This is a genomic window from Pseudomonas leptonychotis (genome assembly GCF_004920405.1).
In the GTDB taxonomy this organism is placed as follows: Bacteria; Pseudomonadota; Gammaproteobacteria; order Pseudomonadales; family Pseudomonadaceae; genus Aquipseudomonas; species Aquipseudomonas leptonychotis.
Window position 1 is genome coordinate 1,164,148 of sequence record NZ_RFLV01000001.1, and the last position, 18,161, is coordinate 1,182,308.

General features: G+C 60.5%; 18 protein-coding genes and 1 riboswitch. Of the genes, 7 read left to right on the plus strand and 11 right to left on the minus strand.

Annotated features, from left to right (window positions below):
* Positions 1-13: 13 nt before the first annotated feature.
* From D8779_RS05235 to D8779_RS05245, 3 genes are all read right to left on the minus strand, one after another.
* Positions 14-1,114, minus strand: coding sequence for a PQQ-dependent sugar dehydrogenase (locus D8779_RS05235; RefSeq protein ID WP_136663389.1), 1,101 nt, complete (start codon positions 1,112-1,114; stop codon positions 14-16).
* Positions 1,115-1,145: 31 nt separating this feature from the next.
* Positions 1,146-1,601, minus strand: a complete 456-nt coding sequence (locus tag D8779_RS05240; RefSeq protein WP_136663390.1) for a hypothetical protein — start codon at positions 1,599-1,601, stop codon at positions 1,146-1,148.
* Between the two features lie 168 nt (positions 1,602-1,769).
* Entirely contained in the window at positions 1,770-2,309 is a 540-nt protein-coding gene (locus D8779_RS05245; protein ID WP_136663391.1) for a hypothetical protein, read from the minus strand.
* Positions 2,310-2,687: 378 nt separating this feature from the next.
* Between D8779_RS05245 and D8779_RS05250 the strand changes: the two genes are divergently transcribed.
* Positions 2,688-3,362 (plus strand): polysaccharide lyase family 7 protein, encoded by a 675-nt coding sequence (locus D8779_RS05250; protein WP_136663392.1) that lies wholly within the window; start codon positions 2,688-2,690, stop codon positions 3,360-3,362.
* Between the two features lie 87 nt (positions 3,363-3,449).
* Here D8779_RS05250 and fba read toward each other — a convergent pair whose 3' ends face one another.
* The 6 genes from fba to tkt form a co-directional block, all read right to left on the minus strand.
* Entirely contained in the window at positions 3,450-4,514 is a 1,065-nt protein-coding gene (fba, locus tag D8779_RS05255) for a class II fructose-bisphosphate aldolase (protein ID WP_136663393.1), read from the minus strand.
* Positions 4,515-4,674: 160 nt separating this feature from the next.
* Entirely contained in the window at positions 4,675-5,001 is a 327-nt protein-coding gene (locus D8779_RS05260; protein WP_136663394.1) for an MliC family protein, read from the minus strand.
* A 12-nt stretch (positions 5,002-5,013) separates the two neighbouring features.
* Positions 5,014-5,202, minus strand: coding sequence for a hypothetical protein (locus D8779_RS05265; protein WP_136663395.1), 189 nt, complete (start codon positions 5,200-5,202; stop codon positions 5,014-5,016).
* 121 nt (positions 5,203-5,323) lie between these two features.
* The gene (locus D8779_RS05270) at positions 5,324-6,487 is read right to left on the minus strand and encodes a phosphoglycerate kinase (RefSeq protein ID WP_136663396.1); all 1,164 of its coding nucleotides are present in this window, start codon (positions 6,485-6,487) and stop codon (positions 5,324-5,326) included.
* Positions 6,488-6,490: 3 nt separating this feature from the next.
* A complete protein-coding gene (gene epd, locus D8779_RS05275) occupies positions 6,491-7,546 on the minus strand; it encodes an erythrose-4-phosphate dehydrogenase (protein ID WP_136663397.1) in 1,056 nt (351 codons plus the stop codon).
* 103 nt (positions 7,547-7,649) lie between these two features.
* Complete coding sequence (gene tkt, locus D8779_RS05280; protein ID WP_136663398.1) at positions 7,650-9,650, minus strand: transketolase; 2,001 nt, start codon at positions 9,648-9,650, stop codon at positions 7,650-7,652.
* A 198-nt stretch (positions 9,651-9,848) separates the two neighbouring features.
* Between tkt and D8779_RS05285 the strand changes: the two genes are divergently transcribed.
* The 4 genes from D8779_RS05285 to D8779_RS05300 all read left to right on the plus strand — a co-directional run bounded on the left by D8779_RS05285 (position 9,849) and on the right by D8779_RS05300 (position 14,306).
* Positions 9,849-10,880 carry an ArsR/SmtB family transcription factor gene (locus tag D8779_RS05285; RefSeq protein WP_136663399.1) on the plus strand — a complete coding sequence of 344 codons (1,032 nt, stop codon included), beginning with the start codon at positions 9,849-9,851 and terminating at the stop codon, positions 10,878-10,880.
* Positions 10,877-12,067: a methionine adenosyltransferase gene (metK, locus tag D8779_RS05290; RefSeq protein ID WP_136663400.1), complete on the plus strand. Its 1,191-nt coding sequence runs from the start codon at positions 10,877-10,879 to the stop codon at positions 12,065-12,067. Before D8779_RS05285 ends, metK begins: the two co-directional genes overlap by 4 nt.
* A gap of 118 nt (positions 12,068-12,185) precedes the next feature.
* A complete protein-coding gene (ligB, locus tag D8779_RS05295; protein ID WP_136663401.1) occupies positions 12,186-13,853 on the plus strand; it encodes an NAD-dependent DNA ligase LigB in 1,668 nt (555 codons plus the stop codon).
* Between the two features lie 63 nt (positions 13,854-13,916).
* Positions 13,917-14,306 (plus strand): DUF1090 domain-containing protein, encoded by a 390-nt coding sequence (locus tag D8779_RS05300; protein ID WP_136663402.1) that lies wholly within the window; start codon positions 13,917-13,919, stop codon positions 14,304-14,306.
* A gap of 5 nt (positions 14,307-14,311) precedes the next feature.
* Here the strand turns inward: D8779_RS05300 and D8779_RS05305 are convergent, their stop codons facing one another.
* Positions 14,312-14,761, minus strand: a complete 450-nt coding sequence (locus tag D8779_RS05305; protein WP_136663403.1) for a c-type cytochrome — start codon at positions 14,759-14,761, stop codon at positions 14,312-14,314.
* 92 nt (positions 14,762-14,853) lie between these two features.
* Positions 14,854-15,240, minus strand: coding sequence for an MAPEG family protein (locus D8779_RS05310; protein WP_136663404.1), 387 nt, complete (start codon positions 15,238-15,240; stop codon positions 14,854-14,856).
* A gap of 191 nt (positions 15,241-15,431) precedes the next feature.
* Positions 15,432-15,529: riboswitch (S-adenosyl-L-homocysteine riboswitch) on the plus strand.
* A gap of 22 nt (positions 15,530-15,551) precedes the next feature.
* Here D8779_RS05310 and ahcY point away from each other — a divergent pair.
* Positions 15,552-16,946, plus strand: coding sequence for an adenosylhomocysteinase (gene ahcY / locus D8779_RS05315; protein ID WP_136663405.1), 1,395 nt, complete (start codon positions 15,552-15,554; stop codon positions 16,944-16,946).
* 158 nt (positions 16,947-17,104) lie between these two features.
* Positions 17,105-17,950 (plus strand): methylenetetrahydrofolate reductase [NAD(P)H], encoded by an 846-nt coding sequence (gene metF, locus D8779_RS05320; protein ID WP_136663406.1) that lies wholly within the window; start codon positions 17,105-17,107, stop codon positions 17,948-17,950.
* The last annotated feature ends 211 nt before the right edge of the window (positions 17,951-18,161 follow it).

An 18,161-nucleotide genomic window follows, 5' to 3' on the forward strand; every position in this document is an offset into this window, starting at 1 on the left:
GCGGCTTTTAGCGCTACTGGCTCGGCACCACGCGCAGCAAACGCCCCTCGGCGCTGTCGGTAAGCAGGTACAAGGCGCCATCGGGGCCGCCGCGTACGTCACGGATGCGCTCATCAAGCTCATCGAACAACACCTCCTGACCGGCGAGCTTGCCATCCTGCATGCGAATACGGCGCACGCTGCGCTCAGCCAGGGTCGAGGCAAACAAATCACCCTGCCACTGTGGAAACAAGGCGCCGCGGTACAGCGTTAAGCTTGACGGTGCCACCGACGGCGTCCAGTGCAGCAGGGGCTGCTGCAGGCCCGGCAACTCGGTGTAAGGTGAAATCTGCGCACCGTTGTAATCGATGCCGTAAGTGATCAGCGGCCAGCCATAGTTGTTGCCCGCCTCGATCAGATTTAGCTCGTCGCCACCGCGCGGGCCATGCTCGTGGCTGTACAGACGCTGCAGCTCGCCGTCATAGACGATGCCCTGCACATTTCGATGGCCAAAACTGTAAATTTCCTCAGCGGCACCTGCCTGGCCCACCAGTGGATTATCCCCAGGGATGCTGCCATCGCGGTTGAGGCGCACGATCTTACCCAGGTGGTTGCTCGTGTCTTGGGCTTGCTCGCGCAGATCAAAACCATCCCCCAGTGTCAGCACCAATGTGTTGTCTGGGAGAAAGGCCATGCGCCCACCGTAATGCGCGGCTCCGGCCTTGGCCGGCAGTGCACTGAAGAGCACCTGAACATTCTGCAGCTGTCCGTCGACCAAACGCGCTTTGGCCAACCGGGTGTTGTTGGCTTGCGTGGTGCCGTAGGCGTAGCTGAAATACAGCTGCTGATTACTGGCGAAGTCGGGGTCAAGCATGACCTCCATCAGCCCGGCCTGAGACGCGACAAAGCCCTCGGGTAAACCACCAACCGGATGCGGATTGAGGCTGCCGTCCGGCTCGATGATGCGCAGGCGCCCCACCCGCTCGGTGACCAGCATGCGCCCATCTGGCAGGAAGGCCATTGACCACGGATGCTCCAGGCCGCTGGTCACGGTTTCGATGCGGTAGTCCATGGCCTGCGCCAGGCTGCTGCCAAGCAGGCCAAGCAATAACAGAGCGCGGGAAGTATTCAGCATGGCACGGGCCTTTTCGTTGAAGAGGGGAACATCAGGCGTGAGCAGCAGGCGTACGCCGCGCTAAAGTGGCGAAGAGCAATGCGCCGACGCTGCCGCAGGCCATCAGCCCAAGGGTGCCCGCCAAGCTACGGTTGGCGCCGATCAGTGTCGGCATGGGTAACAGTGCATTGGCCAGCGTCATCGCCGCCAGCACCGCCAGCGCACCGGCCAGGGCAAAAACGGCCCAGCGCGTTACAGGCCAGCGAAGCGCCAGCAGGCTCGCGGCGGGCAAGGCAAAGATAAACCCAAGAATCACCAGCACCGCAAAGGTTGGGCTAAACCCCAATAGGTCCAGGCAGGTGGTGTGCAGGCGAACCGCCATCGGCATGGGCGCACCGAGGGCTTGTAAGTTGGCCAGATTGAACTGGGTTTGCAACACAGTGCCCAGCACGCTCGCCAGCAAGACGGCGAGGAGGAAGTACAGCAAGGTACGGGATTTACTCGACATACGGACTGATTTCCAGAGGCAACAGTGGCCCGAGTATGGACCAGTACGCCTAGCTGCATATCGCCGGAGTTTTACATGGTTTTACCAAGCCCCCGGATAGACGATAGGCGCAGCTGCCAACGTTATATGCATGCAGCGCCGCACGCTTCTCGCTCAAGACCACACGCATTACTCCAGAGAGCAGACGGCCACGCTGAAAGCACAGGGCTGGTCCGCCAGGTAACTGTGGTAGATCTGCAGCAGTTGCTCAACCGTGAGGCGACAGGCCGTTGCCCGGCACTGCGCATTAAAAGCAAAGGCGCTCTGCTCGGCTTCGGCCAGACGGATAGTCAGCGCCGGCCAGTCCGACATCGGCGCATCGACAGGGGTGAACAATAACGGTCCCTCGCGCTGCACCAGCGGCGCCCCGGCCGCCGCGTAGTCAAAGACAAACAACAGCGTGCGCGACAGCTTGGTAGAGCACTCGGCGCGGCTCAAGCAGTGTTGTACATCGCTCACCAGCGGGACGCTCGGCATCGACGGCGCTGCCGGCAAGGGGGTTTGCCCGGCACAACCCACCAGAAAGGCGCACAGAGCCAGCGTCAGAAATGCCCTGATGCCGCCACGCCCGCAATTCCCAGGGTGACGCAATACTGCCTTACCACTCAGAAACAACTGGGCACCCCCGTAGCTACGCGACGGAACTACTCCTGCATGCCACCCACTCATCGGATAGTTCCGTGCAAAAAAACACTCACCTGCGTTTTTCTTCCAAAAAAATGACGCCCATCGCAAAAAACTCTCCTTAGTTATCAAGGTGCGATTTTTTACGCACCCAATTTTATGCACCCATTATTACTGGCCATATAATGGCCATGCGGTAAAAAGCATTTTATTGGCGCCAAAAAAACATTAGCACGCACGGACTTCACACGTATAAAGCCCCTGCTCGGCGGCTCCTTGGCCTCCGAGCGAGGTGGCAACACTGCCGCTTCCCCCTAGCCCTAACTTTTAGTTCGAGCGCACAGGCCGGAATGCCGAGTACATAGCTACTAACTCGCGGATGAGATATGCCCGACTGAAAGTTCTCAGTAGAGAACTCAGTCAATGATCGACCTCGCAACCTGGAACCTCAGCATTCCCGTCGGCGTGCCGGCAACCACCATCTCAACCCCACTGCTGGTGGGTGGCTATCAGGACCACTACTTCCAATCTGACGCCGCCAGCATCTTCTTCTGGGCGCCAGTCAATGGCAGTACCACCAGCAACGCCAGCTACCCGCGCAGCGAACTGCGTGAAACCTTTGCCGACGGCAGCCTGCGCAACTGGAAATATCCCGACGCCGACAACAGCCTGAGCGCTGCCCTGCAAGTCACCCAGACTCCCTCGACCGGCAAGATCGTCATCGGTCAGATCCATGCGAAAGACAGCACCAGCCCATTGCTCAAGTTGGAGTACCAATACAAAACTTGGCGGGGCAGCGGGGACATAGTGGCCAAGGTACGAAGTAATCCCAGCGACGTCAGCGGCCAGGTCATCATCATCGCCAGTGGCGTGCCGTTGAACCTGCGTTTCACCTACAACATCCACCTGACGCCCAATGGGACGCTGAGCATCAGCGCCTACGGTCGCAACTGGAATGCTCTGATAAGCCCCGACTGGGCTGTTAAACCGCTGTACTTCAAGGCTGGCGTGTACACCCAGGACAACACCGGCTATGAAACCGAAGCGGGTAGCGCGACGTTCTACAAACTGAAAATCGAGCACCTCCCGTTACTTTAGGGACGCGTTGCTTGCCCCATGGGAGCTATCGGAGGCAAAAAAAACCGCTCGTAACGAGCGGCTTTTTATCGCGCAGTAAGGCTGCTTTTAGTTGACCTTGGCGGCCAGCTCACCCTTGGCATACCGCTGGAACATGGCTTCCAGGTTCATCGGCTTGATCTTCGAGGCATTACCGGCGGTGCCGAAGGCTTCGTAGCGGGCGATGCAGATGTCGCGCATCGCAGTTACGGTGGCGCCGAAGAACTTACGCGGGTCGAACTCACTCGGGTTCTCCGCCATCAGGCGGCGCATAGCACCCGTAGAGGCCAGGCGCAGGTCGGTATCGATGTTGACCTTGCGCACGCCGTACTTGATGCCCTCAACAATTTCTTCAACCGGCACGCCGTAAGTTTCTTTGATGTCGCCGCCGTACTGGTTGATGATCGCCAGCCACTCTTGCGGCACCGAGCTGGAGCCGTGCATCACCAAATGGGTATTGGGGATGCGCGCATGGATCGCCTTGATGCGGTCGATGGCGAGAATGTCGCCGGTAGGCGGCTTGGTAAATTTGTAGGCGCCGTGGCTGGTGCCGATGGCGATGGCCAGGGCATCGACTTGAGTCTGCTTGACGAAGTCAGCGGCCTCTTCCGGGTCGGTGAGCATCTGGCTATGGTCAAGAATGCCTTCGGCGCCAACGCCGTCTTCTTCACCGGCCATGCCGGTTTCCAGGCTGCCCAGGCAACCCAGCTCGCCTTCCACGGACACACCACAGGCGTGGGCAAACGCCACGGTCTGCTGGGTCACGCGCACGTTGTAGTCGTAATCGGCCGGGGTCTTGCCGTCTTCTTTTAGCGAGCCATCCATCATCACCGAGCTAAAGCCCAGCTGGATCGAGCGCTGGCACACGTCAGGGCTGGTGCCGTGGTCCTGGTGCATGCACACCGGGATATGCGGGAATTCTTCGATGGCGGCGAGAATCAGGTGACGCAGGAACGGTGCGCCGGCGTACTTGCGGGCACCGGCAGAAGCCTGAACGATCACAGGGGAGTCGGTTTTGTCGGCCGCTTCCATGATCGCGCGCATTTGCTCGAGGTTGTTGACGTTGAAGGCCGGCACGCCGTAGCCGAATTCGGCGGCGTGGTCGAGCATCTGACGCATGCTAATAAGTGCCATGGTTTTCCTGTCTCCCAAAAGGGTCGTTAATCGTTGCCAGCCTGCCACTGGGGCAGACCACGTTCAGGTTTCTGGGCACTGGGGTTATCCCGTCCCGCCTCGCACGTCATGGCGCGAGGGTAAAGCTGGAAGGCTATACGGCCCGCCATGCATGTCTTTATTACTGAGCCTGACAGCCCCGACCGATCAGGTCGTCATCCGCCACTCGGTACACCAATCCTTGATCACCCTTAGTGTGAAAGGCCAGCATTCCATCACTGTAAAGCGCACCAGAGCCCGCGGGTTCCAGCTTAAGACGGTGGACGATATCGTCGCCGCCCAAACGCAAATCGATGACCTCGCGGCTGCCATCGGTAAAGCGCCACTGTACTTCGGCTTGGCTGTCACAAACCCAGCGAGTCCATCCGCTATCAGGGGCTGGCTGACCGGCACATGCACCCAACAACAGCATTGAAGCTGCTACAGCGGTGATGCCTTTATTCTTCATACGCCTTCCCGGTTAGCAGCGTTGGTCCGGCATTCCGCCGTCAGAGCCGCTGCCGCTTTGGCCATCAATACGCGGATCATCCTGGCTGGTTGGCGTTTCGATCTGCGCAGGGCTGAGGACCTTGCAGGCCTCTTCCCGAACGTTATCGCCGCAGCCAACCAGCAACAAACCGATGGCACCCACTATGAAAAACCTGCCCATCGCCACTCTCCTTGCTTGGTTAATCAGACCACCCGTACGGCTCAGGGCTACCCATGCCGACACAGAGACTCGTGCTTCACCCTAGCAGGGCCACATTGGCCATGCACCCCACCCACAAGGTTCAACCCTTCGCGCGGGTTTCGAGCACTTCTACAGCCGGCAGCACTTTGCCTTCAACAAACTCAAGGAACGCGCCGCCGCCGGTGGAGATATAGCTGATCTGCGCGCCAATGCCGTACTTGTCGATAGCCGCCAGGGTGTCGCCACCACCGGCGATGGAGAACGCCGGGCTGTCGGCGATGGCCTGAGCCAGGACCTTGGTACCGTTACCGAACTGATCGAACTCAAATACGCCGACCGGGCCGTTCCACAGAATGGTCTTCGATGATTTCAGTAGCTCAGCGAACTGCGCGGCAGTCTGCGGACCAATGTCGAGGATCATGTCGTCTTCCGCCACATCGGCCACCAGCTTGACAGTGGCTTCGGCGTCTTCAGCGAAGGCCTTGGCCACTACTACGTCCACTGGCAGCGGCACGCTGACCTTGGCGGCAATGGCTTTGGCGGTGTCGAGCAGATCCGCTTCATACAGCGACTTGCCAACCGGGAAACCAGCGGCAGCGAGGAAGGTGTTGGCAATGCCGCCGCCGACAATCAGCTGGTCGCAGATCTGGCTCAGGCTGTTGAGCACATCGAGCTTGGTCGAGACCTTGGAGCCCGCGACGATAGCGGCCATCGGCTTGGCTGGATTACCCAAGGCTTTGCCCAAGGCATCTAACTCGGCGGCCAGCAAAGGACCTGCGCAGGCCACTTTGGCGAACTTGGCCACGCCATGGGTCGAGCCCTCGGCGCGGTGAGCGGTACCGAAGGCGTCCATCACAAACACGTCGCACAGCGCGGCATATTGCTGGGCCAGCTCATCAGCGTTTTTCTTCTCGCCCTTGTTGAAGCGCACGTTCTCGAACAGCACGATCTCGCCGGCTTTAAGCTCAACGCCACCCAAATAGTCGGCGACCAATGGCACGTCGCGACCCAGCGCTTTGCTCAGGTAGTCGGCGACTGGCTGCAGGCTGTTCTCAGCACTGAATTCACCTTCGGTCGGGCGACCCAGGTGCGAGCAGACCATGACCGCTGCGCCCTTCTCCAACGCCAGCTTGATAGTCGGCAGAGAGGCGAGGATGCGCGCGTCGCTCTTCACCGCACCGTCTTTTACCGGCACGTTGAGGTCTTCGCGGATCAGCACGCGCTTACCGGCGAGGTCGAGGTCGGTCATCTTCAGAACAGTCATATATCAGTCCTTCACGGGGGCTGTAGTAGTCAGGGAGAGAAAGTGTTCAGCAACATCGAGCATACGGTTAGCAAAGCCCCACTCGTTGTCGAACCAGGCCAACAAATTCACCAACCGCGGGCCAGAGACACGGGTTTGACTGCCGTCGACAATCGCCGAATGCGGGTCATGGTTGAAATCGCAGCTGGCGTGCGGCAACTCGGTGTAGGCCAACAAGCCCTTGAGCGGGCCGCTCTCAGCCGCCTGCCGCAGCACGGCATTGATCTCGGCCGCCGAGGTGTCGCGGGCAGTCTGCAGGGTGATATCCAAACACGAGACATTCACCGTTGGCACACGAATGGCTTTGGCCTGGATTCGCCCAGCAAGTTCCGGCAGCAGACGCTCGATACCGCGAGCCAGACCGGTGGACACCGGAATCACCGACTGAAAGGCCGAGCGCGTACGGCGCAGGTCCTCGTGGTGGTAGGCATCGATCACCGGCTGGTCGTTCATCGCCGAGTGAATGGTGGTGATCGACACGTACTCGATACCCACCGTCTCGTTGAGCAATTTGAGCAGTGGTACGCCGCAGTTGGTGGTGCAGGAGGCGTTCGACACCAGCTGCTCGCGGCCGCTCAGACAATCCTGATTGACCCCGAACACCACCGTGGCGTCGATATCCGCCTCGCTGGCCATCGGTTGCGACAGCAGCAAGCGTGGCGCGCCCGCATCGATAAAGCGCTGCGCATCAACGCGCGTGGTGTATTGGCCAGAGCATTCGAGCAGCAGGTCGATATCCAGCGCAGCCCAGTCAACGCCTTCAGGGGTCGCCTGGCGCAGTACTTTTACGCAGTCGCCATTGATATGCAGGCAATCGCCCTCGACCTTGACCTCACCGGGAAAGCGGCCGTGGGTGGAGTCGAAACGCGTCAGGTATTCGATGCTGGCCTGATCGGCCAGATCATTCAGCGCGACGATTTCCAGCTGCGCCCCCGCACCACGCTCATGCAACGCGCGCAGCACGCAGCGGCCGATACGGCCGTAGCCGTTGAGGGCAATTCGATAAGGGCGCTTGGACATCGGGTATCTCGAATGAACGTAGGGTGGATCGCGCTTCAGCGATCCACCGGCGGTGTAACGGTGGATGAAAACAGCATCATCCACCGTACGGCGTCGTTCTCACTCAGGCTTCCAACAGCTCGGCAGCGGTTTCCAGGATGTTTTCGACGGTAAAGCCGAATTCCTCGAACAGCGCCGGGGCCGGCGCGGACTCACCGAAGGTGGTCATGCCGATGATGCGGCCTTCAAGACCGACGTACTTGTACCAGTAGTCCGCGTGTGAGGCTTCGATGGCGATACGCGCACCCACCTGCACCGGCAGCACGGCCTGCTTGTAGCCGGCATCCTGCTGGTCAAACACGCTGGTGGACGGCATCGACACCACACGCACCTGACGGCCTTCGGCAGTCAGTTTGTCGTAAGCAGCCACGGCCAGGCCAATTTCCGAACCGGTGGAAATCAGAATCAGCTCCGGCTCACCGGCGCAGTCTTTCAGCACATAGCCACCGCGCGCCACGTCCGCCAATTGCTGGGCATCGCGGCTCTGGTGCGGCAGGTTCTGCCGGCTAAAGATCAGCGCGCTTGGACCGTCATGACGCTCGATCGCGTACTTCCAGGCCACCGCCGATTCCACGGCATCGCAAGGGCGCCAGGTGTCGAGGTTCGGCGTGCCACGCAGGCTGGCCAGCTGCTCGATCGGCTGGTGCGTCGGGCCATCTTCACCCAGACCGATGGAGTCGTGGGTAAACACAAACAGCACGCGCTGCTTCATCAGCGAAGCCATACGCACGGCGTTACGCGCGTACTCCATAAATATCAGGAAGGTTGCGCCGTACGGCACGAAGCCGCCGTGCAGAGCCACGCCGTTCATGATCGCGCTCATGCCGAATTCACGTACACCGTAGAACATGTAGTTGCCGGACGCGTCGGCAGCCGACACGCCCTTGCAGCCTTTCCACAGGGTCAGGTTGGAGCCGGCAAGGTCAGCCGAACCGCCGAGGAACTCTGGCAGCAGCGGGCCAAACGCATTCAGCGCGTTCTGGCTGGCCTTGCGGCTGGCGATGGTTTCGCCCTTGTCGGCGACTTCCTGGATATAGGCAGCGGCTTTCTCGGCGAAATCAGCCGGCAGCTCACCACTCATACGGCGCTTAAGCTCGCTGGCCAGCTCCGGGTAGGCGGCGGCGTAGGCGGCAAACCGCTGGTCCCACTCAGCTTCGGCGGCGGCACCGGCTTGCTTGGCGTCCCACTCGGCATAGATATCCGCCGGAATTTCAAACGGGCCGTGGTTCCAGCCCAGGGTGGCGCGGGTCAGGGCGATTTCGTCATTGCCCAGCGGTGCGCCGTGACAGTCTTCCTTGCCCTGCTTGTTCGGCGAGCCAAAGCCGATGGTGGTTTTGCAGCAGATCAGGGTCGGACGGTCACTGGTTTTGCGCGCCGTCTCGATGGCAATCTTGATTTCGTCGGCGTCGTGACCATCAACATTGCGAATCACCTGCCAGCCGTAAGCTTCAAAGCGCGCCGGGGTGTCATCGGTGAACCAGCCTTCAACTTCGCCGTCGATGGAGATGCCGTTGTCGTCGTAAAACGCCACCAGCTTACCCAGACCCAGGGTGCCGGCCAGCGAGCAGACTTCATGGCTGATGCCTTCCATCATGCAGCCGTCGCCGAGGAAGGAGTAGGTGAAGTGGTCAACGATCTGGTGGCCGTCGCGGTTGAACTGCGCACCCAGCACTTTTTCCGCCAAGGCGAAGCCTACGGCGTTGGCGATGCCCTGGCCGAGCGGCCCGGTGGTGGTCTCAACACCTGGGGTGTAGCCGTATTCCGGGTGGCCCGGGGTGCGACTGTGCAGCTGGCGGAAGTTTTTCAGGTCTTCGATGCCCAGGTCGTAACCGGTCAGGTGCAGCAGCGAGTAGATCAACATCGAGCCGTGGCCGTTGGACAGCACGAAGCGGTCGCGGTCGGCGAAATTCGGGTTACTCGGGTTGTGCTTGAGGAAGTCGCGCCACAACACTTCGGCGATGTCGGCCATGCCCATCGGGGCACCCGGGTGGCCGCTGTTGGCTTTCTGCACGGCATCCATGCTCAGGGCACGAATGGCATTGGCTCGCTCACGACGGCTGGGCATCACTGAATCTCCTACGGGCTGCGTTGGCAACTGGGGGTCGAAAAAGGCGGCTATTTTCGCCCACTGGGGCCTGTCGGGGCAATGACAGATAGTCGTAAGGCCGAGCTTTTCTGGCTTTAACGCCCAGCAACACCAATATCAAAAAGTTTTGATATTGGTGTTGCTGGATGAAAAATGACCGACTAGACTGCCCCACCTATGAATATGCGCGCCTCCTATTTGGCTTTTGAGCCGGTCGACGCCCTCGCCGCCCTGTGCAAGGCCAGCGGCGATTCATTGCGCCTGAACATTCTGCGCGCACTGGCCAACGACTCGTTCGGCGTACTGGAACTGGCGCAGATTTTTGCCACCGGGCAATCGGGCATCAGTCATCACCTGAAAGTCTTGGCGCAAGCCGGGCTGGTGGCGACACGCCGCGAAGGCAATGCGATTTTCTACCGCCGCGCCTTGGCTCAGGGTGAGCAGCTCGGCAGCCGCCTGCACGCTGCGCTGCTGGATGAAGTTGACCACCTGCAGCTGCCGCTGGAGATACAGCAGCGCATCGCCGCCGTACACAGCCAGCGCGCCGCCGCCAGCCAGGCGTTTTTCACCCGCAGCGCGGCGAGCTTCCAGGCGCAACAAGACTTGATCGCCGGCCTGCCGCAATACCGCGACAGCGTGTTGGCGTTGCTCGACTCTCTGGGTTTTGCCGCCAGCGCCTGCGCGGTGGAAGTCGGCCCGGGCGACGGCGGCTTTCTCCCCGAGCTGGCGCGGCGCTTTAAGCAGGTGCTCGCACTGGATAACAGCGCGGCGATGCTGGAATTGGCCCGCCTGCGTTGTGCCGAAGAAGGCCTGGATAATGTTGAGCTGCAACTAGCAGATGCGTTACATGACGAATATCCAGCCGCCGACTGCCTGGTGCTAAACATGGTGTTGCACCATTTCGCAGCCCCGGCAGAGGCACTCAAACAGCTTGCACAGCGTTTGAAGCCTGGCGGCAGCCTGCTGATCACTGAGCTGTGCAGCCACAACCAGAGCTGGGCGCGCGAAGCGTGCGGCGATCTCTGGCTGGGCTTCGAACAAGATGACTTGGCGCGCTGGGCTGATGCTGCCGGCCTCAATACCTGCGAAAGCCTGTATGTAGGCTTGCGCAATGGCTTCCAAATTCAGGTGCGGCACTTTGCCAAACCCTCACTACCTCATGGCCCACGGGCTGCAATTACCGGTCACTCACAGGAACCCGAACGATGAGCGAATACTCCCTTTTTACCTCCGAGTCCGTCTCCGAAGGCCATCCCGACAAGATTGCCGACCAGATTTCCGATGCGGTGCTGGACGCCATCATCGCCCAGGACAAACACGCCCGCGTCGCCTGCGAAACCATGGTTAAGACCGGTGTGGCCATCGTCTCTGGCGAAGTCACCACCAGCGCCTGGGTCGACCTGGAAGAAATCACCCGTAAGGTAATCTGCGACATCGGCTACACCAGCTCCGACGTCGGCTTCGACGGTAATACCTGCGGCATCATCAACATCATTGGCAAACAGTCCCCGGACATTAACCAGGGTGTCGACCGTGCCAAGCCAGAAGATCAGGGCGCCGGCGACCAAGGCCTGATGTTCGGCTACGCCAGCAACGAAACCGACGTGCTGATGCCCGCACCGATCGTGTTCAGCCACCGCCTGGTTGAGCGCCAGGCCGAAGCTCGCAAATCCGGCCTGCTGCCGTGGCTGCGCCCGGATGCCAAATCTCAGGTCACCTGCCGCTATGACGGCGGTAAAGTCGTTGGTATCGACGCCGTGGTGCTGTCCACCCAGCACAACCCGGATGTCTCGCTGGACGACCTGCGCGAAGCGGTGATGGAGCTGATCATCAAGCACACCCTGCCCGCTGAACTGCTGCACAAAGACACCCAGTTCCACATCAACCCAACCGGCAACTTCGTTATCGGTGGCCCGGTGGGCGACTGCGGCCTGACCGGACGTAAGATCATCGTCGACTCCTACGGCGGCATGGCCCGTCACGGTGGCGGCGCATTCTCCGGCAAGGACCCATCCAAGGTTGACCGCTCGGCAGCCTACGCCGGTCGTTATGTAGCCAAGAACATCGTCGCCGCCGGCCTGGCCGAGCGCTGCGAAATCCAGGTGTCCTACGCCATCGGCGTGGCCCAGCCGACCTCGATCTCGCTCAACACCTTTGGCACCAACAAGGTGGCAGAAGATGTGATCATCAAGCTGGTGCGTGAACTCTTCGACCTGCGCCCGTACGCCATCACCAAGATGCTCGACCTGCTGCACCCGATGTACCAGGAGACTGCTGCTTACGGCCACTTCGGCCGCACGCCGCAGCAGAAAGTTGTCGGTGACGACACCTTTACCACCTTCACCTGGGAAAAAACCGACAAAGCAGCCGAACTGCGCGCTGCCGCCGGCCTGTAACTACTCGGCAACAGCCTAAGCCCCGCTCAATGCGGGGCTTTTTATTGCCTGCGATTCAGCACGCGCAAGCAAGAACAACTAGGCTCATCAGGCCATCTGCAGAGCAAGGACGCTCATGATGAAAGCCCTCTTCGCCGGCCTACTGCTACTCAGCAACCCACTATGGGCCGCCTGCCCGGACTGGCCCGCGTCACGCGCCGAACTGGAGATCAGTGCACTGGCCCAGCAAGTCAGCGCCTGGGACGACGCCTACCACCGCCAAGGGCAGAGCCAGGTCGCTGACGAGCTTTACGACCAAGCCAGCGCCACCCTGCAGCATTGGCGCAGCTGCTTCGCCAATGCCGGCCCGCCCCCTAGAGACCCGCTAAGCACCAGCAACGGGACACTTCGCCACCCTGTTGCCCACACCGGGCTGCGCAAATTACCCAACAAACGCACGGTCGCTCGCTGGATTACCAGCCGCGAAGACCTGTGGATTCAGCCCAAGGTTGACGGGGTGGCCGTGAGCCTGGTCTATCGCAACGGCCAGCTGCAACAGCTGATCAGCCGTGGTGATGGCCGCAGCGGGCAAGACTGGAGCGCTCGCGCTCAGCAACTCCCAGCAATTCCAACGCAACTGCCCACGCAGCTGGAATTGACCCTGCAAGGCGAGCTGTACTGGCGACTACCCGAGCACATTCAGCACCAACAAGGTGGCCAGGGCGCACGCAGCAAGGTCGCCGGGCTCATGAACAAACAGTCGCTGTCACCCGCAGAGGCCACAGGCATCGGCTTGTTTATTTGGGACTGGCCCGATGGGCCGCCCAGCATGCTTGAGCGTCTGCAACAGCTAAGCGCTCTAGGTTTTACCGACAGCCAACTGTTCAGCCAACCGATTCGTACCGTCGAACATGCCACTCAATGGCGTGAGCGCTGGTACAACAGCGCCTTACCCTTCGCCACTGATGGCGTGGTGTTACGCCAAGGCCAGCGACCCGCAGCCACACGCTGGCAAGCTGAGCCGCCGCACTGGGCCGTGGCCTGGAAATACCCGGCTAGCCAGGCCTTGACGGTGGTGCAGGCGGTGGATTTTCGCATTGGCCGCAGCGGGCGCATCACCCCGGTGCTGCGCGTACAACCGGTAAAGCTGGATGAACGACGCATCGAATATGTCAGCGCTCACTCCCTGCAGCGCTGGCAGACGCTGGACATCCGCCCCGGCGACCAAGTAGTAATCCGCCTGTCTGGCTTGACCATCCCTACCCTCGACAGCGTGCTCTGGCGCACCCAGCAACGCGCCGCCCTGCAGGTGCCAGACGCCGCGGCCTTTCACGCCCTGAGCTGCTGGCGCGCCACAACAGCCTGCGCCAGCCAGTTTCGTGCTCGACTGGCCTGGCTTAGCGGCAAGCAGGGGCTGGCATTACCGGGTGTAGGGCCGGGCACATGGGAAAAACTACTGCGTGCCAAACAACTGGAAGACCTGCTCGGCTGGCTGCACCTCTCAACCGAGCAACTCAGCGCTATCCCTGGTTTAGGTCCGCGCAGCGCCAACGCCTTGCAACAGAGCTTCACGCTCGCCCGCGAGCGTCCACGGCATACCTGGCTTCAAGCCCTGGGGTTGCCGGGCAGTAGCGAGGCAACCCGTGATGTCGATTGGCCCACCCTGGTGCAACGCAGCGTAACCGACTGGCAACGTCAGCCCGGCATTAGCCCACAACGCGCCATTCAGTTACGGGCATTCTTCCAACATCCGGAGGTGCAGGCGCTGCGTACACAATTACGCGCCGCACGGATCGAGGGCTTCTAGAGTGCCAATAAACTTTGCCCCACACCTGAGGTCGACTGCTGGCACCCGCCTAGAGGAATAATCATGCACAGAACCCTGTTACTCAGCGCCCTGCTGCTGACCAGCGCACTGGTCTATGCTGCCGAAAACGCAACAGCCCCACTCACGGGCTGCGCGGCAAAGCACCAGGCGATCAACGCGCAACTCGAAATTGCCAAAAGCCAGGGCAACAGTAACCAGCAAGCTGGCCTGGAAAAAGCCCTCAAGCAAGTGCAGGACAACTGCACCGATAGCAACCTGCGCACAGAGCGTGAAGCCGAGATGGTAAAGGCCGAAGAGCAGGTAAGCGAGCGCGAGATAGATCTACGCGAGGCCCTGGCCAAAGGCGATCAGAACGACATCAGCAAGCGCCAAAGCAAACTTCATGAAGCCCGCGCAACGCTGCAGCAGACCCGTGAAGCACTCATGCAATAGCCCCGTCAGAACGCACGAAACTCTTCATGACAGGCCTTGCAGCTGTCTTCGACACGCTGCATTGGCGCGGCCAGCGCCTCCGGCTTTAACGGTTGCGCGGCAGTGGCTGCCACCAGCGCAGCGGTGCTGGCCTCCATTTCCCGAGCCAATGCCTGGAAGCGCGCCTGGCGCTGCCAGACTTCATCCTTGGCGCGGCTTTCACCCCCCTCTTCCTTAACCTGCGGGAAGTGCTGCCAAGGTCTACGCGTGAGCTGATCAAGCTCTGCAGCGCCTTGCACAAAGCGCGGCGCTTTGAAGGCCAACCGGCCACGCAACATGCCGCCCAACTCTTCGCTGACCTTGAGCATCTGCTTGAAAATGCCTTGGCGCTGGCCTTGTGGCGAGTTGGGGTCAACACCGCCGCAGGCAGCAAGCAGCAGAACAGCAGTAACTACACACAGGTTTCTCAGCTTCATAACACCTTCAGCAACGGCAACAAGAACAACACGATGGGCAACAGTATCGCCACCCACCACCTGCCGGCCAAGCGTGGTGTTTTGCCGCAGACTTAAGCCGACACGACAAACAGGCTGATGATCAGGCCCATATTGACGAACCACACCAGCGACCGCACTGGCGCCCAGTCCGCCAGGTAGCAGATGAAATAGAGCAGGCGACTGGCCACAAAAGCCATGGCCAGCTGATCGATCAGCGCCTGCTCGGCACCACCGGCCAGGTGCGCAATGATCACCGCGGCGGAAAACGCCGGCGTCACTTCAAAGCTGTTGAGCTGGGCATTGTTGGCGCGTCGGCCGACGCCACTGAGATTGTTCAGCAAAGCCCGCGGATCATGGTTGTGCTTGGGACTGAAACCACCACTGACGGCTTTAGCCGTCATGGTCGACAGGTAAGGCAAAAACAGGGCAATCAACACACACCAGTAAGCAATTGTCATAGCAGCTCCATAGGTAGGGACAGTCAGGCCTGCAGCCTGCCTCAGGCATTGCACAAACGCCATGACTGAACCGGCCAGAACGCACGGCGCAACAGCCAATTGGGCCGACAGAAAGCCTTGGGGTTATCCTCCAGCATGGCTATAATCACTGCGCTTCAGTCGACCGGCACAGCTCTGGTCGATCCCGCCACCCGTCCGAGGGGCGCTGCAGCAGGTTGAGCCCCAGCGGTTCTCTCCTGTCAGGCTCGGATGGGGCGTTAACCATACGCATCAACGGCGCCCATTCGCAGACAACGAATGGAGAGCTTTTTATGAGCGCCGCTTTTAACGATTACAAAGTCGCCGACATGTCCCTGGCAGCCTGGGGCCGCCGCGAAACCATCATCGCCGAATCCGAGATGCCTGCCCTGATGGGCTTGCGCCGCAAATACGCCGGCGAGCAGCCGCTCAAGGGCGCGAAGATCATCGGCTGTATCCACATGACCATTCAGACCGCCGTGCTGATCGAAACCCTGACGGCACTGGGCGCTGAAGTGCGCTGGTCGTCGTGCAACATCTTCTCCACCCAGGATCAAGCCGCTGCCGCCATCGCTGCCGCCGGCATCCCGGTGTTCGCCTGGAAGGGCGAAACCGAAGAAGAATACGAGTGGTGCATCGAGCAGACCATCCTCAAGGACGGCCAGCCGTGGGACGCCAACATGATCCTCGACGACGGCGGCGACCTGACCGAGATCCTGCACAAGAAATACCCACAGATGCTGGAACGCATCCACGGTGTCACCGAAGAAACCACCACAGGCGTGCACCGTCTGCTGGAGATGTTGGCCAAGGGCGAATTGAAGATCCCAGCGGTCAACGTTAACGACTCGGTGACCAAGAGCAAGAACGACAACAAATACGGCTGCCGTCACAGCCTGAGCGACGCCATCAAGCGTGGCACCGACCACCTGCTGTCCGGTAAGCAAGCACTGGTCATCGGCTACGGCGACGTGGGTAAAGGCTCGGCGCAATCGCTGCGCCAGGAAGGCATGATCGTCAAGGTCACCGAAGTGGACCCAATCTGCGCCATGCAGGCCTGCATGGACGGTTTCGAGCTGGTTTCGGCCTACAAAGACGGCATCAATGACGGCACCGAAGCCAGCGTTGACGCAGCCCTGCTGGGCAAGATCGACCTGATCGTGACCACCACCGGCAACTACAACGTGTGCGACTCGAACATGCTCAAAGCGCTGAAAAAGCGCGCCGTGGTGTGCAACATCGGCCACTTTGACAACGAGATCGACACCGCCTTCATGCGCAAAAACTGGGCATGGGAAGAGGTCAAGCCACAGGTGCACAAGGTTCACCGCACCGGTGCTGGCAGCTTCGACGCGCACAACGACGATTACCTGATCCTGCTGTCGGAAGGCCGCTTGGTTAACCTCGGTAACGCCACAGGCCACCCGAGCCGCATTATGGATGGCTCATTCGCCAACCAGGTGCTGGCGCAGATCTTCCTGTTCGGCCAGAAGTACGCCGACCTGTCTGCCGCTCAGAAAGCCGAGCGTCTGACCGTGGAAGTGCTGCCGAAGAAACTCGACGAAGAAGTGGCCTTGGAAATGGTCAAGGGCTTTGGCGGCGTGGTGACTCAGCTGACCCAGAAGCAAGCCGACTACATCGGCGTGCCACAGGAAGGCCCGTTCAAGCCACACGCTTACCGCTACTGATAACGACACAAGACCGTAGGGTGGGTTAGTCGCGCAGCGGCGTAACCCACCGAACACTCTGGTGGGTTACGCGCCGCTCCGGCACCACAGTGAACCTTCACGCAGGTGGCATGCGCCGCTAACCCTCCCTACGCCTACGCCTACGCTTGGTAACTCCTATGTCACAAGAACGCCGTTACAGCTTCGAGTTCTTCCCCACCAAAACCGAAGCCGGGCACGAAAAACTGATGAATGTGGCGCGCCAATTGGCCACCTACAACCCAGACTTCTTCTCCTGCACCTACGGTGCCGGTGGCTCCACCCGCGACCGCACGCTGAACACCGTGCTGCAACTCGATGGCGAGATCAAAGTACCAGCCGCACCGCACCTGTCCTGCGTTGGCGACAGCAAGGCTGAACTGCGCGACCTGCTGAACCTGTACAAAGATGCCGGAATCAAACGCATCGTTGCCCTGCGCGGCGACCTGCCGTCCGGCATGGGCATGGCCAGCGGTGAGTTGCGTTACGCCAATGAGCTGGTCAGCTTTATTCGCGAAGAAACCGGCGACCACTTCCATATCGAAGTGGCCGCCTACCCGGAGATGCACCCGCAAGCGCGCAACTTCGAAGACGACATCGCCAACTTCGCACGCAAGGCCAAGGCCGGTGCCGACAGCGCGATTACCCAGTATTTCTTCAACGCCGACTGCTATTTCTACTTCGTCGAGCGCGTGCGCAAGCTGGGTATCGAGATCCCGATCGTGCCGGGCATCATGCCCATCACTAACTACAGCAAGCTGGCGCGTTTCTCCGACGCCTGCGGTGCGGAAATTCCGCGCTGGGTACGCAAACAACTGGAAGCCTACGGTGACGATACCGACAGCATCCAGGCGTATGGTGAGCAGGTCATTACTGAAATGTGCGAGCGCCTGCTGCAAGGTGGCGCCCCAGGTTTGCACTTCTACAGCATGAACCAGGCTGAACCTAGCTTGGCGATCTGGAACAACCTCAAGCTGCCGCGCTAGATCGTTACCGCCGTAATGTCGGCCCACACGTCCAGTGCGGGCCGATAGTTCTCTGGCCATGCGACGCCCACCCACCAGGCGTTGTCGCCTTTTCACCCCGCATCAGGCAAACCACGGTAGCCTTTTGCAACGCACTGTCCGGTCAATCCACTCAACCACGACCATACTTTCAGCATGCGCCTAGCCATGTAAGGCTTGCGCGGTATCACAA

Bases quoted from the DNA above. Each gene is read 5' to 3' on its own strand.
- D8779_RS05265 (WP_136663395.1), bottom strand. From the start codon at position 5,202: ATGGGCAGGTTTTTCATAGTGGGTGCCATCGGTTTGTTGCTGGTTGGC.
- ahcY (WP_136663405.1), top strand. From the start codon at position 15,552: ATGAGCGCCGCTTTTAACGATTACAAAGTCGCCGACATGTCCCTGGCA.
- metF (WP_136663406.1), top strand. From the start codon at position 17,105: ATGTCACAAGAACGCCGTTACAGCTTCGAGTTCTTCCCCACCAAAACC.
- D8779_RS05270 (WP_136663396.1), bottom strand. From the start codon at position 6,487: ATGACTGTTCTGAAGATGACCGACCTCGACCTCGCCGGTAAGCGCGTG.
- ligB (WP_136663401.1), top strand. From the start codon at position 12,186: ATGAAAGCCCTCTTCGCCGGCCTACTGCTACTCAGCAACCCACTATGG.
- D8779_RS05245 (WP_136663391.1), bottom strand. From the start codon at position 2,309: ATGAGTGGGTGGCATGCAGGAGTAGTTCCGTCGCGTAGCTACGGGGGT.
- D8779_RS05235 (WP_136663389.1), bottom strand. From the start codon at position 1,114: ATGCTGAATACTTCCCGCGCTCTGTTATTGCTTGGCCTGCTTGGCAGC.
- epd (WP_136663397.1), bottom strand. From the start codon at position 7,546: ATGTCCAAGCGCCCTTATCGAATTGCCCTCAACGGCTACGGCCGTATC.
- D8779_RS05285 (WP_136663399.1), top strand. From the start codon at position 9,849: ATGAATATGCGCGCCTCCTATTTGGCTTTTGAGCCGGTCGACGCCCTC.
- fba (WP_136663393.1), bottom strand. From the start codon at position 4,514: ATGGCACTTATTAGCATGCGTCAGATGCTCGACCACGCCGCCGAATTC.
- D8779_RS05250 (WP_136663392.1), top strand. From the start codon at position 2,688: ATGATCGACCTCGCAACCTGGAACCTCAGCATTCCCGTCGGCGTGCCG.
- D8779_RS05300 (WP_136663402.1), top strand. From the start codon at position 13,917: ATGCACAGAACCCTGTTACTCAGCGCCCTGCTGCTGACCAGCGCACTG.
- D8779_RS05240 (WP_136663390.1), bottom strand. From the start codon at position 1,601: ATGTCGAGTAAATCCCGTACCTTGCTGTACTTCCTCCTCGCCGTCTTG.
- metK (WP_136663400.1), top strand. From the start codon at position 10,877: ATGAGCGAATACTCCCTTTTTACCTCCGAGTCCGTCTCCGAAGGCCAT.
- D8779_RS05310 (WP_136663404.1), bottom strand. From the start codon at position 15,240: ATGACAATTGCTTACTGGTGTGTGTTGATTGCCCTGTTTTTGCCTTAC.
- D8779_RS05260 (WP_136663394.1), bottom strand. From the start codon at position 5,001: ATGAAGAATAAAGGCATCACCGCTGTAGCAGCTTCAATGCTGTTGTTG.
- D8779_RS05305 (WP_136663403.1), bottom strand. From the start codon at position 14,761: ATGAAGCTGAGAAACCTGTGTGTAGTTACTGCTGTTCTGCTGCTTGCT.
- tkt (WP_136663398.1), bottom strand. From the start codon at position 9,650: ATGCCCAGCCGTCGTGAGCGAGCCAATGCCATTCGTGCCCTGAGCATG.